General features: G+C 64.7%; 9 protein-coding genes. 5 read left to right on the forward strand and 4 right to left on the reverse strand.

Annotation, left to right across the window (positions count from 1 at the left end; all coding sequences use genetic code 11):
- Positions 1–7: 7 nt before the first annotated feature.
- From I3J27_RS23890 to I3J27_RS23910, 5 genes are all read left to right on the forward strand, one after another.
- Complete coding sequence (locus I3J27_RS23890; protein WP_270160841.1) at positions 8–823, forward strand: alpha/beta fold hydrolase; 816 nt, start codon at positions 8–10, stop codon at positions 821–823.
- A 102-nt stretch (positions 824–925) separates the two neighbouring features.
- Positions 926–2,122, forward strand: coding sequence for an MFS transporter (locus I3J27_RS23895; RefSeq protein ID WP_270160842.1), 1,197 nt, complete (start codon positions 926–928; stop codon positions 2,120–2,122).
- A gap of 52 nt (positions 2,123–2,174) precedes the next feature.
- Positions 2,175–3,341, forward strand: a complete 1,167-nt coding sequence (locus I3J27_RS23900; protein WP_270160843.1) for an MFS transporter — start codon at positions 2,175–2,177, stop codon at positions 3,339–3,341.
- A gap of 68 nt (positions 3,342–3,409) precedes the next feature.
- Positions 3,410–4,021 (forward strand): PilZ domain-containing protein, encoded by a 612-nt coding sequence (locus I3J27_RS23905; protein WP_094895511.1) that lies wholly within the window; start codon positions 3,410–3,412, stop codon positions 4,019–4,021.
- 330 nt (positions 4,022–4,351) lie between these two features.
- Positions 4,352–4,975 (forward strand): transglutaminase-like cysteine peptidase, encoded by a 624-nt coding sequence (locus I3J27_RS23910; RefSeq protein WP_270160844.1) that lies wholly within the window; start codon positions 4,352–4,354, stop codon positions 4,973–4,975.
- A gap of 123 nt (positions 4,976–5,098) precedes the next feature.
- On the opposite strand, the gene I3J27_RS23915 is transcribed toward I3J27_RS23910, so the two are convergent.
- From I3J27_RS23915 to I3J27_RS23930, 4 genes are all read right to left on the reverse strand, one after another.
- The gene (locus I3J27_RS23915; RefSeq protein WP_270160845.1) at positions 5,099–6,859 is read right to left on the reverse strand and encodes a CYTH and CHAD domain-containing protein; all 1,761 of its coding nucleotides are present in this window, start codon (positions 6,857–6,859) and stop codon (positions 5,099–5,101) included.
- A 456-nt stretch (positions 6,860–7,315) separates the two neighbouring features.
- The gene (locus I3J27_RS23920; RefSeq protein ID WP_270160846.1) at positions 7,316–10,399 is read right to left on the reverse strand and encodes an efflux RND transporter permease subunit; all 3,084 of its coding nucleotides are present in this window, start codon (positions 10,397–10,399) and stop codon (positions 7,316–7,318) included.
- A 35-nt stretch (positions 10,400–10,434) separates the two neighbouring features.
- A complete protein-coding gene (locus I3J27_RS23925) occupies positions 10,435–11,550 on the reverse strand; it encodes an efflux RND transporter periplasmic adaptor subunit (protein WP_270160847.1) in 1,116 nt (371 codons plus the stop codon).
- The gene (locus I3J27_RS23930; RefSeq protein WP_270160848.1) at positions 11,547–13,091 is read right to left on the reverse strand and encodes an efflux transporter outer membrane subunit; all 1,545 of its coding nucleotides are present in this window, start codon (positions 13,089–13,091) and stop codon (positions 11,547–11,549) included. The genes I3J27_RS23925 and I3J27_RS23930 overlap by 4 nt, the downstream gene beginning before the upstream one ends.
- Positions 13,092–13,104: the final 13 nt, after the last annotated feature.

Here is a 13,104-nt window from a genome sequence, read left to right on the forward strand (position 1 = left end):
TGCCTGAATGACAAGCTGGATTCGTGGCACCTGTACGGCAAATGATATCGACATCCATTATCTCCGGACTGGCGGCAACAAGCCCGCGCTGATCGCGCTGCATGGGCTGACTGGAAGCGGCGTCTGCTGGACGCCGCTGGCGCGCGCTCTCGAAGATCGCTACGACGTCATCATGCCTGACGCGCGAGGACACGGCGCGTCGAGCGCGCCGGCTCGCGGGTATCTGTACCAAGATCTCGCGAACGACGTCACCGGTCTCATCCAAGCGCTTGGACTTGCCTCTCCGGTCCTGCTCGGTCATTCCATGGGCGGCATGACGGCGGCCGCCGTTGCGAGCGAGGCGGGTACGGCCATTCGCGGCGTTATCCTGGCCGATCCGACGTTTCTAAGCCTCGAGCGCCAGCGCGAAGTTTACGCGAGCGACGTCGCCGAGCAGCATCGCCGGATTTTCGGTCGAGACAGAGATGAGGTGCTGGCCGAGGCGCGGCAGCGGCATCGGCATCGTTCGCTCGAGCTGATCGAGCTGATCATCGATGCGAGGCTGGGGACCGAAATGCGTGCCTTCGAAGTTCTCACGCCACCGAATCCGGACTATCGCGAGCTGGTTAGCGCCATCTCTGTCCCAAACCTGCTTGTCATTGGAGACAGTGGCGTCGTCGCTGTCGAGACCGCGCATCAGCTGCAGGCGCTCAATCCACGCCTTCGCTATGAGGTGATCGCGAACGCAGGCCATGGGCTGCCCTATGACAGGCCGGATGAGTTTGCGGCGGTGGTCAGGTCATTTCTGGAGACGGTGGATGCCCCACACATCCAATTGTCTTGAGCGCTCGCCAGCGAACGTGTAAGGCCCCAAACGTCCTTTCCAGGTGCCCGCTTGAACCCCCTCCCGCAAAATCCGATTGCCGCGTCCGGATCGTTCGCGGCGATGAAGTCCGTGCCGTACCGGCTCCAGTTCATCGCCTATGTGCTGGCGATGATGGCCGATAATATCGAGCATGTGATCAGCTATTGGGTGGTGTTCCAGAAATTCCACTCGCCGACGCTGGGGGGCTTTGCCGTGCTGTCGCACTGGCTGCCGTTCCTGCTGTTCTCGGTCGCGGTCGGCGGGCTCGCCGACCGATTCGATCCGCGCCGCATCATCCAGTGCGGCATGCTGCTGTTCATTATCGCCTCGGCGGGATGGGGTTTCTTCTTCATCACCGACACCATCGAGATGTGGCACGCGATGCTGCTGCTGGTGATCCACGGCTGCGCGGGCGTGCTGTGGCAGACGCCGAACCAGCTGCTGCTCTACGACCTCGTCGGCCCGGCCGATCTTCCGAGCGCGGTACGGCTGAACGCGATGGCGCGCTATCTCGGCATTCTGGTCGGGCCCGCCGTCGGCGGCGTGATCATGCTGACGCTCGGCACCTCGCACGGCATCATCTTCAACACGCTGTTCTACCTGCCGATGCTGCTGTGGCTGTTCTGGGCGCCGGTGCGCGACAGCAGCGTGGCGGTGCGACGCTTCGCGGTGCGCGGGATCGCCGACATCATGTTGACGATACGCGCCATCGGCACCCAGCCGGTGCTGACGGCGATGACATGGCTCGCCGGCCTCACCTCCTTCATGATCGGCAACGCCTATCATGCGCAGATGCCGGGCTTTGCCGGCGATCTCGGCCATGGCGATCCCGGCGTCTCCTACAGCGTGCTGCTGGCGGCCGACGCAGCCGGTGCGCTACTCGCCGGCATCGCGCTGGAATCCTGGGGACGGCTCAAGGGCACGCCGCGCACCGCGATCACGCTGGCGATGCTCTGGAGCGTGGCGCTGCTCGGCTTCGCCGTGGTGCGGATCTATCCGGTCGCGATCGTGCTGCTGTTCTTTGCGGGCTTCTTCGAGCTGTCGTTCAACACCATGGCGCAGGCACTGGTGCAGTTGAATGCACCGTCCGACATCCGCGGCCGCGTCGTCGGGCTCTACAACATGGCGGGGCTCGGCATGCGCGCCTTCAGCGGCATCACCGTCGGGCTATCAGGCGCGGCAATCGGCATTCACTGGTCGCTCGGCCTGACGGCCGCGGTTCTGCTGGCGCTGCTGTGTCTTCTGTATCAGCGCGCGACGAGGAAGAAGGCCGGTTGACTCGGGCCTCTCATCGCCCCACCCTCGATACAGGGCGTGGGGAGATGAGGCATTGCGCAATCGCTGGGCCATTCTTGCAATCCTGTTTTTCGTTCGCCTCACCATCGCATTCCAGTTCCAGAGCGTGGCCGCAGTCGCGCCGCTGCTGGAGACGACATTTGGCGTCGGGCTCGCCGATATCGGCATCCTGATCGGGCTCTATTTCACGCCGGGCGTGGTGCTGGCACTGCCGGGCGGCGCGATCGGCCGCACGCTCGGCGACAGGCCCACGACGATCGCCGCGCTGCTGCTGATGACGGCCGGCAGCCTCGTCATGGCCGCCACCGACGTCTGGGGTTGGCAGCTGGCGGGCCGGCTGGCCTCAGGCGCGGGCGGCGTGCTGCTGACGGTGCAGCTGACCAAAATGTGCACCGACTGGTTTACAGGCAAGGAGATCGCGACGGCCATGGCGATCTTCGTCAACTCCTGGCCCGCCGGCGTTGGGATCTCGCTGCTGGTGCTGCCATCGATCGGCATCACATACGGCGCGGGCACCGTGTTCCTCGCCGCCGCCGCGCTGACCGCGATCGGCATCGTGCTGATCATGCTCTACCAGCCGCCGCCGGGAGCCACAGCCAGTGCGACCGGCTCGGCGCGGCTCGATCCGCTTGCCCTGCTGGCGCTGATCGTCGCGGGGGCGATCTGGGGCCTCTATAATATCGGCTTCGCCATGGTCTTCTCGTTTGGCCCTTCCCTGCTCGCCGAGCGCGGCTGGAGCATTGCCGCTGCGGGCTCGGCGATCAGCGTCGTGATGTGGCTGTCGGTGATCTCGGTCCCGGCGGGCGGGTATCTGGCCGATCGCTTCAAGCGGCCCTTTATATTGGCGGTCGCGGCCAGCCTGGTGGTGGCCGCCCTGCTGGCCTGGCTGACCCGGTCCGATGCCGTGATCACGATCCTGGTGCTGATCGGGCTGATCGGCGGCCATCCGGCCGGGCCGATCATGAGCCTCGCCGCCCGCGTGCTCGCGCCGGAGACACGAGCGATCGGGATGGGCGTGTTCTACACGATATTCTATGCCGCGATGATGCTGGGGCCGGCGGTGGCCGGCCGGCTCGCCAAATCGGCCGGGACCGCCGCCGCCGCACTCGATCTCGGCGCGCTGACGGTGCTGGCCTGCCCGCCCCTGATGTGGCTTTTCGAACGCATTGTTTCTGTTCGTCACCGCCGCACCCAATCCTAACGCGGCATTAACCCTGTGCACCTTAGGGTCGTCCCGGACTCCGCCAGGCGGGGAGTCGGGTTGTGAAAATGGCGTTGGCGAACAAAAAATTTCTTCCGGCCGCCGAGGAACGTCGGCGTTTCCAGCGGGTGAAGGTTCACCTGCTCGGCCGCTACATGCTGCCGGACCGCCGTGAATTCCCCTGCCAGGTGATCAACATGTCGCCGGGGGGCCTCGCGCTGCTGGCGCCCGGCATCGGCAATGTCGGCGACCGCGTCGTCGCCTATCTCGACCATATCGGCCGCGTCGAGGGCAAGATCACCCGCATCATCGACAATGGCTTCGCCATGACGGTCGGTGCGACGCCGCGCAAGCGCGACAAGCTCGCCGCGCAGCTGACCTGGCTCGCCAACCGCGACATCCTCAACCTGCCGGAGGATCGCCGCCACGACCGTATCGTGCCGCGCAATCCGATCGCGGTGCTGACCCTCGAGGACGGCACCAAGATGACCTGCCGCATCATCGACCTCTCGCTGTCGGGCGCGGCGATCGCCGCCGAGAACCGCCCCCCGCTGAAATCGACGGTTCTGCTCGGCCGGGTCCAGGGCCGCGTGGTCCGAAACCTCGAAGACGGCTTCGCGCTGGAGTTCGTCCACGCACAGCCGATCGAGACACTCGAAGAGAGCGTTACCGCGCGGTAAAGCGCGACGACGCCAAAACCACTGAATTTCCAGCGTGAAGGCGGCCTCCGCGATGCGGACGCCGCCTTTTTCATGGCTTGTGACTGGCCCCGCGCGCGTTAACGGCAGGGGTGCGCATGCGCGCAAACAGCCCTTCCGCCAGCGTTTGCGGGTTAACAGATAAAATTTGAATCAATTGCAGTCATTTCAAATTTTACGAGAATTCGATTCAAGTATAGATCGAATTCGCCGCGCCTTTTACTTGCATTCGTCTCGACTTGACTTGGTCGACTTAGCGGCAACTCAAAAGCTCCATGCGCAATGTGGTCCCAACAAGAAACGGGGGCCGCAATGTTTGATTTCAGGGGACAGGGGAAGGGACTGGCGCTGGCCGCCATGCTCTTCGGGATCAGCACGGCAGCGCAGGCCGGCGAAGGCCGCCTGCTCTACGCGAGCCTCGGCGACACCACGCGTGCGCCGATCGGCTGGGTCGAGTTCTGTGCGGACAATGCCGCTCAGTGCCAGGGCGCACCGACGCAAGCGCGCGACATCGTGATGTCGCAGGCTGCATGGCGCGACCTCGTCAAGGTCAATCGCTGGGTCAACGAGACCGTCAAGCCTTTGACCGACCAGGAGCACTGGGGCGTGATCGAGAAGTGGTCGCTGCCGACCGACGGCTACGGCGACTGTGAAGACTACGTGCTGCTGAAGCGCAAGATGCTGATCGACGCCGGATGGCCGCGCGAGGCCCTGCTCATCACCGTCGTGCGCGACAAGAAGGGCGAAGGACACGCGGTGCTGACGGTGAAGACCGACAAGGGCGAATTCGTTCTCGACAATCAGAACGAGAACGTCGTTGCCTGGACGGAGACCGGCTACCGCTTCGTCAAGCGCCAGTCGCAGAGCGATCCCAATGTCTGGGTCTCGCTCGGCGATACCAAGCCGGCGGTCTCGACCGCCAGCGCAAGAGATTAGTCAGAACGCAACAACGAGTTACGCGACCCGGTCACATCCCCACCCCTCCCCGTCCCAGACCGGTTCGCGCGCGGCCAGCCATCCCCCAATGGCTGGCCGCAACTTTTTTTGAGGTATGCGCGATCAGTTCTGTGACGACCACGGCACGCGCGCGGCGGTGAAATCGCGCCACGTGCCTTGCAAGGCCGGCTGTACGCCGACCGATGCGCGCGCCTGCCAGCCGGCGATTGCCGCAGCCGCAATCGCGCTGTCGGGTTCGGCGCCGAGCCCGTCGAGCAGCGATGCCGTGACCGCCATGTCGTTGAAGGCGCCGAGCTCCTCCTGCAAGCCGGCGAGCCGGCGCGAGAATTTTCGCGCGGATTTGCGGTCCGCGAACAGCGGCAGCAGGAATTCGCTGAGATAGCGCAGCCGCTTGGTCGCGAGCCGCACCCGGTGCAGCTCATCCGCGGAAAGCGACTTGAAGCGCCGGCCGCGCTTGAGCACCTTGGCGTATTGCGCCGACAGGATTCGCTGCGCGAAATTGACGGCAGGCTCGGCGAGCTGGCCGAGATCTTCGGCCGCGACGTCGTTGCGCCAGCCGCGCGTCTCGATCCAACCGCCGAGACCGATCAGGAACATTGCGCAGCGGCGATCGGCGAGCGCACCATGCGCCTTGCGGTAGGCGTCCGACTGGCGCCCGGCCACGGCGCGGCCCAGCGCGTCGAAGCCGGCGACCGACGGACAGGCCTTTGCGATCGTCGGCAAGGTCTCGAGCTGGAACACGTCCCAGTCGCGCGCGGCGGACAAATCTTGCGCCAGCCATTTGGCCTCCGACCGCAGCGCATCGAGATTATTGAGCGCGCCGACCGATGCCATCAGGTCGAGCGCCGATCGCAGCCGGCGCAGCGAAACGCGCAGCTGATGCACGCCTTCCGGATTGCGTCCGTCTTCCGCTGCCGGCAGCGACTGCAGCAGATGCAGGAAGCAGGAGCGCAGGATCGTCGCGAAGGCCTCATCCAGCGCGATCGACGCATCGAGGCGAAGTTTTCGCGGGCGTCGCGCCGCCGGCGGCTGGTCGGCCGCGAGGTCGAAGCCGCGCGCCGACTTGGTGCGGATCGACGGCTTCACCGCCCCGTGCTCCGCAAGCCGCAAGGCAACCTCGTAGATCGTGCTCGCGCTGCCGCTCTTCAGCTCGAGCTCGATCTCGCTCACCCGTAACGACCGACCGCCGGCGGTCAGCTCGCCCTGGTCGAAGGCGATCTCGACCGTGCCGGACGGCAGATCGATCATCCGCGCGTGGCGGTGGACGTCGGCGGTGAAGACGGCTTCGAGCGGCTGCGTTTCGAGATGGCTGCGAAGCTTCTCAGGAATGAAGGGCATCGCCAAAGCGAGATCGGGCGCAAGCGACGGCACGCTCGCCTCCCACTCGCCGCGGCGCAGCGGATCGTCCGTGGCATCCGTCTTCACCGTCTGCACGAAGCGCGCGCCGCTCTGGCGCACGCGCAGGTTCAGGCCGTTGCGCCGAAGCAGGCGTCCGGATGTGTCGTAATAGACTGACTTGAGATGTTTTCGCACGCCCTTGTTGCGCGCATTGGCCGCGACGACAGGCGCGGCGTTGAAATGCGCCATCCGATCGGCATCGACCAGCAGCTTGAGCTCGATCTCGCCGGTGGAAGGTGCGGCAGCGTTCGACTGAGCTGGTTCCGGTACGGCTGTCGCCTCTTGCGATGGCATCGGATCGATCACGGCGCCCTCGGCAATCGCAGGTTCCGCGTCCGGCGCAGCGGGCTCACGCTGCCTGAGGAAGCCGGCGAGAGCTTGCGTTCTCTTATTGTCGTTCGGAACAGGATTGCCATCCGGCGCGCTCGGAGTTTTGCGGGCCGGTGTTGTATCTGACTTTAGCATTGACGGTGACATGACAATTTGATGACAGGGCGACAGCATATAGCCGGTGCGGCCCGAGAGGAATAGTCACGTTACGCAGCAATGCATTGTCGTCCACACGGCGTGCCAAGCGCAGAAATCCGGCAAGGACTGTCACAATTTGGCCTGGCATTACGAAATAGGCTGCTTCAGAGATTGGCAAGTGATCGAATTGATAGCGAATCTCGCCGTTCTCGAAACCGAGATAACCGTGTCAACGAGCTTGACTCATGCTAGCCGAGAAATTCTTTCTGGTTCTGGAGACGCTTAGAAGCCACGCCTCCGACGAGCGGCCGCAGATTGTGACAGGCCCTGCAAACCGCGGCACGGTCCCGGAGCCTGCGACCCGGGCGCGACGAAGGCCACCGGTTCCCGACGATCAGAGTTAGAAACGTTCTTCGCTTCGCGCGTGGACCATCCCCCTCAAATCGCTGGCTTCTAACGGCTCGCCGCAACTTGTTGGGCTGAGGCCTCCGCTGGCTCGGCTCCCATCGCGGTCGGCCGCGCGATCAGGGCGTAGGCGACGGGCACCACGAACAGCGTGAACAGCGTGCCGATCGACAATCCGGTCGCGATCACGAGACCCATGTTGTAGCGCGACACCGCGCCTGCGCCGCTCGCCGTGATCAGGGGAACGACGCCGAGCACCATCGCCGCGGTGGTCATCAGGATCGGTCGCAGTCGGATCGTGGCCGCCTCGATGATGGCTTCGGTCAGTTCCTTCCCGGCCGCGCGCAGCTCGTTGGCGACCTCGACCATCAAGATGCCGTGCTTGCTGACCAGACCCATCAGCGTGAGCAGCCCGACCTGGGTATAGATGTTGAGGCTCGCGCCGCCGATGCCGAGGCTGATGAAGATCAGCGCGCCGGCGAGCGACATCGGCACCGACACCAGGATGATGACGGGATCGAGGAAGCTGTTGAACAGCGCCGCCAACGCCAGGAAGATGATGATCACGGCGAAGGCGAAGGTGGTGACGAAGCCCCCCGATTCCTGCTCGAGCTGCCGCGAGGCGCCGCCGAAATCGACGGAATAGCCGACCGGCAACGTCTTTGCGAGATTCTTCAGGGTCGCAAGCGCGCTCCCCATGGAGACACCGGGCATCGCGACGCCCGAGATCGTCGCCGCGTTGATCTGCTGGAAGTGGTTGCGCGACTGCGGGATGGTCTTGCTCTCGAGATGCGCCACGGTGGACAACGGCACCATCGAATTGTCGCTGGCGCGAATGTAGTAGCCGAGCAACTGGTCGCTGGTCAGCCGCTCGTTCTGCCGGGCCTGCGGAATCACCTTGTACGAGCGGCCGTCCAGGCTGAAATAGTCGAGATAATTACCGCCCAGCATGGTCGCGAGCGAACCGCCGAGATCGCTCATCTTGAGGCCGAGATCGCCGGCCTTGTCACGGTCGAACATGACCATGGTCTGCGGCTTGTCGACCTTCAGATCGGTGTCGAGGAAAATGAACTGGCCGCTCTTGAGCGCCTCCGCCATGAAGTTCCGCGAGACCTCGTCGAGCTCGTTGAAGGAGCCGGTCGTGCCGATGACGAACTGGATCGGAAGCCCGTTGCTCCCGGGTAGCGGCGAGGGTTGAAACGCGACCGACCGGGTCCCGGCAATGGTGTTGAGCAGGTTCTGGAACTCAGGCTGCAACGTCTTGGTGGTTGCGCTGCGCTGATCCCATGGCTTGAGCACCCAGCCGCTGATCACCTGGGTCGACGTGTCGATCTGGAAGACCGTCTGCGTTTCGGGCCGCCTGGCCACGAGCTCATAGAGCTGCTCGCCGTAGAATTGGCGCTGCTGGAGTGTCGCCGAGGGCGCGGCCGTGGACAGCGAGAGCACGACGCCCTGATCCTCGTCCGGCGCAAGCTCGCTGGTCGATGTCGCGTAGAGCCAGGGGATGCCGGCAAGCAGCAGCAGGGCGAAGACGACCACCACGGGCTTCATGGCAAAGACAGCCTCCAGCCGGCGGCGATAGGCGGCGGAGAACCGCTCCAGCACGTGGTCAATGCCGCGGACCAGGCGCGCTTCCCAATTGGTGGCATCGCGCTCGGTCTTGCGCAGAAGCCAGGCACAGTTCATGGGCGACAGCGTCAGCGCAATCACAGCCGACACGGTCACGGCACCGGCGAGCGTGAAGGCGAATTCGGTGAACAGCGCACCGGTGAGGCCGCCCTGGAATCCCACGGGCACATAGACGGCGATCAGGACCACCGTCATGGCGATGATCGGGCTCGCCAATGCACGGGCCGACTGGATCGCGGCGTCGACCGGCGAAACACCCTCGTCGATCAACCGGTGCACGCTCTCCACCACGATGATGGCGTCGTCCACCACGAGGCCGATGGCGAGCACCAGCGCCAGCAGCGTCAGGAGATTGATGGAGAATCCCATCAGGAGCATCAGGCCGAACGTGCCGATCAGCGACAGCGGAATCGCGATCACCGGGATCAGCACCGAGCGCCACGATCCCAGGAACAGGAAGACCACGACGATCACGATCAGCACCGCCTCCAGCAGCGAGTGAATGACTTCGTCGATCGAGGAGTTCACGAAATCCGTGGAATCATAAAGCACCTCGCCGACGATGCCGTTCGGGAGCTGTGCCTTGATATCGGGCAGCACCGCCTTCACACCGTTGATGACGTCGAGGAGATTGGCGGTGGGCGCGGTCTGGATACCGATATAGACGGCGGTCTTTCCGTTGAACCTGGTTCCCGAATCGTAGTCGTCGTTACCGAGGGTCACGCTTGCCACGTCACGCAACCGGATGATCGCGCCGTTGACGGTCTTGATCACGAGATTGCGGTACTGCTCGAGCGAATGCAAATTGGTCGATGCCGCAAGATCCACCTGCACGAGCCGGCCCTTGGTCGCGCCGAGCCCCGAGATGTAGTCGTTGCCGGATAGCGCGGTCGAGACGTCGCTCGCGGTCAGACCGTAGGCGGCGAGCTTGTCGGGATCGAGCCAGGCGCGGAGCGCGAACTTCTTGGCGCCCAGCAGTTCGGCGGTCTGCACGCCGGAGACAGCCTGCAGGCGCGGCTGCACCACGCGCGTGAGATAGTCGGTGATCTGGTTCGGCGCCAGCACGTCGCTGGCGAAGCCGATATACATGGCGTCGATGGTCTGGCCGACCTTCAGCGTCAGCGTCGGCTGCTGCGTGCCACTCGGAAACTGGTTGAGGACCGAATTGACCTTGGCATTGATCTCCGTCATCGCCTTGCCGGAGTCGTAGTTCAGCCGCAGATTGATCGTGATGGTGCTGGAACCGGTGACGCTGCTCGACGTCATGTAGTCGATGCCGTTGGCCTGCGCGATGGCGTTCTCCAGCGGCGTGGTGATGAAACCGGCGATGATGTCGGAATCTGCGCCTGCATAGGCCGTCGTCACCGTGACGATGGCGTTCTGGGTCCGCGGATATTGCAGGATCGACAGCGTCGACATCGAACGCAAGCCGAGCACCAGGATCAAGGCGCTGACCACCAGCGCCAGGACCGGACGGCGGATGAAGATATCGGTGAAACGCATGGTCTATTGCTGCCTGCTCGAATTCGTGGCCGGGTCTACTGATCGACGATGTTGGGCGCGACTTCCGCGACCGGCACATGGGAATTGTCGATCTTGACCGGGCTGCCGTTGCGCAGCTTGAGCTGGCCGGCGATCACCACCGTCTCGCCCAGCTTCACGCCATCGGTCACCGCGATGCGATCGCCCTTCGGCGACCTGGTCTTGACGAACATCTGGCGCGCGGTGCCCTGCCCGTCGCGCAAATTGTCGACGAGATAGACGAGATCGCCGTAGGAATTGTTCACGATCGCAGTCAGCGGCACCGTGGCGATCTGCTCCGGCTTGCCGACGGCGATCTCGACCTTGGCGAACATGCCCGGCAGCAGTCGGGCTTCGCCGTTTCGCAAGGTGGCGCGCACCTGGACGTTGCGGCTGGTCGAATCGACCTTGGCGTTGATCGCCGTGATCTGCCCGGTAAACCGCTCCGCCGGAAACGCATCGACCGAGATCGCGACGTCCTGGTTGATGCCGATCGACGCCAGCGCCTGCTGCGGCAGGTAGAAGTCGACATAGATCGGATCGAGGCTTTGCAGGGTGACGATGCTCGTGCCGGCGCTCAGATATTGACCGAGATCGACGGCGCGAATGCCGAGCCGGCCCGCAAACGGCGCCTTCAGCGTCTTCTGCTCGAGCAGGGCCTTCTGCTGCCCCACCAGGGCCTGGGCGTTCTTCAGATTGGCCTTGTCGCTGTCGACCGTCGCCTGGCTGACGGCGTTGAACTTGATCTGCTCCTCGTCGCGCTTCAGCACGATGGCGTAGTTCTCAGCGGTTGCTTGCAGCGAGTTCAGCTTGGCGATGTCATCGGTTGCAACCAACGACAGCAATGGCTGCCCGGCCGCGACGCTGTCACCGGAGGAGAACTGGATAGTCTGGACGATGCCCGCGACCTGAAGCGCGAGATCGGCGCCGTTGACGGCCCGCAGCGAGCCGACGGCGCTGAAGGTCGACTGCCAGGGCGCGTTGGCCGCCACCACGGTGGACACGACCTGCGGCGGATTGGCCATGCCCCCGATCGCCTTCCGGATCATCATGTCCTTGAAGGTCTGAAAGCCGTAGAGGCCGCCGAACAGGACCGCCATCCCGCTCAGCATGATCGTCATGCGCTTGATCATCGCATCGCTTCCTGGTTTTTCTTGTCGGGACCGGCGAAGTAGCCGGGATTGGCGCGCGGCAGCGCGTCGGGGGTCTCATCCGTCCGATTCCACCAGCCGCCGCCGAGCGACTGGAACAGCGCGGCCGTATCGGTGAAGCGCGTCGCCTGCGCCTTGATGCGCGACACGCGCGCATTGAGATAGGACTGCTGGGCGTTGATGACGGTCACATAAGGGACCGCGCCGGTCTTGAATTGCTCGACCGCCATCGCGAGACTGTCCGCAGTCGCCTTCTCCGCGGCCGCCTGCGCCTTCAGCGTCGCGGCGTCGTACTGGATGGCGCGCAGCGAATCCGCAACGTTCTGGAAGGCAGTCACCACTGCACTCTTGTAGAGCGCCAGATCCTGCTCGAACGTCGCCACGTCGGCTTCCTTGGTGTGATACAGCGTCCCGCCATCGAAGATTTTCTGGCTGACGCTGGAGGCGGCGCTCCAGACGATGGTGTCAGGCGAGAACAGCCGTTCCGGGCCGCTGGCTCCATAGCTGCCCGACAGCGTGAGCTGCGGCAGCAGATTCGCGATGCCGACGCCCACGGTGGCGGTCGCCTGATGCAGCGTCGCTTCGGCCTGGCGGATGTCGGGACGCTGCCGCACCAGCATCGAGGGCAAGGACACCGGCAACCGGCCCGGCAGACGCAGATCGGCAAGCCTGACATGTTCGCCGCGGTCCTGGCTCGGCAGCCGCCCGAGATAGGCCATCAACTGGTTGCGCTGCTGCGCCAGCTGCTTCTGAAGCGGGGCCAGCGTTGCTCTCGCCTGCGCCAGCGTCGCTTCCTGCGACAGCACATCCGATTTCGAGTTCGCACCGATCTCGAACTGGTGCTGGATGCGCACGAGTTGGTCCGTCTCGGCCTTGATGATCTCCTCGGTCGCGGCGATTTGATCACGCAGCGAAGCGTCCGTGATCGCGGCAGTGACCACGTTGGCGGTCAAGGCCAGATAGGTCGCCTCGAGCTTGAACGCCTGGTAGTCCGCCTGCGCCTGAAGGGATTCGACCTGACGCCGCGTGCCGCCCCAGATGTCCAGGGCATAGGACACGCTGACCGAGGCGCCATAGAGCGTATAGTTCGAGGTCTGCCCCGGCCACTGCCCCTGCTGGGCCGTCGTCGCCTGCTCGCGTTGCGCCGATCCGTCCGCGGTCACCTGCGGAAACAAGCTCCCCTGCTGCGCCAGCGCGCTTTCCCGCGCGCTGCGCAGCGCGAACTGCGCCGCCTGGACGTCAGGATGGTTGCGCACCGCCTCCTCGACGAAGGCGCTGAGCTGCTTCGATCGAAACAGCGTCCACCAATACCCGGATATGTCGCCGCCCGACGCAAAGCCCTGCGCGTTGCCGCCCGCAACCGGGGCGCTCGTGGTCGACGCAACGCGCTGCTCTCGCGTGAAGCTGGCGACGGCCGGGCCCGAGGGCGCGACGAAGTCCGGGCCGACGGCGCAGGACGCAAGCAGAACGCCGGGCACGAGCATGCCCGTCCAGGCAACGGCCCTGCCCCGCCAGTCGGCCATGATGGACAGCCGG

Source organism: Bradyrhizobium xenonodulans (genome assembly GCF_027594865.1).
Lineage (GTDB): Bacteria > Pseudomonadota > Alphaproteobacteria > Rhizobiales > Xanthobacteraceae > Bradyrhizobium > Bradyrhizobium xenonodulans.

Bases quoted from the DNA above. Each gene is read 5' to 3' on its own strand.
- I3J27_RS23890 (WP_270160841.1), top strand. From the start codon at position 8: ATGACAAGCTGGATTCGTGGCACCTGTACGGCAAATGATATCGACATC.
- I3J27_RS23895 (WP_270160842.1), top strand. From the start codon at position 926: ATGAAGTCCGTGCCGTACCGGCTCCAGTTCATCGCCTATGTGCTGGCG.
- I3J27_RS23905 (WP_094895511.1), top strand. From the start codon at position 3,410: ATGGCGTTGGCGAACAAAAAATTTCTTCCGGCCGCCGAGGAACGTCGG.
- I3J27_RS23910 (WP_270160844.1), top strand. From the start codon at position 4,352: ATGTTTGATTTCAGGGGACAGGGGAAGGGACTGGCGCTGGCCGCCATG.
- I3J27_RS23915 (WP_270160845.1), bottom strand. From the start codon at position 6,859: ATGCTAAAGTCAGATACAACACCGGCCCGCAAAACTCCGAGCGCGCCG.
- I3J27_RS23920 (WP_270160846.1), bottom strand. From the start codon at position 10,399: ATGCGTTTCACCGATATCTTCATCCGCCGTCCGGTCCTGGCGCTGGTG.
- I3J27_RS23925 (WP_270160847.1), bottom strand. From the start codon at position 11,550: ATGATCAAGCGCATGACGATCATGCTGAGCGGGATGGCGGTCCTGTTC.
- I3J27_RS23930 (WP_270160848.1), bottom strand. From the start codon at position 13,091: ATGGCCGACTGGCGGGGCAGGGCCGTTGCCTGGACGGGCATGCTCGTG.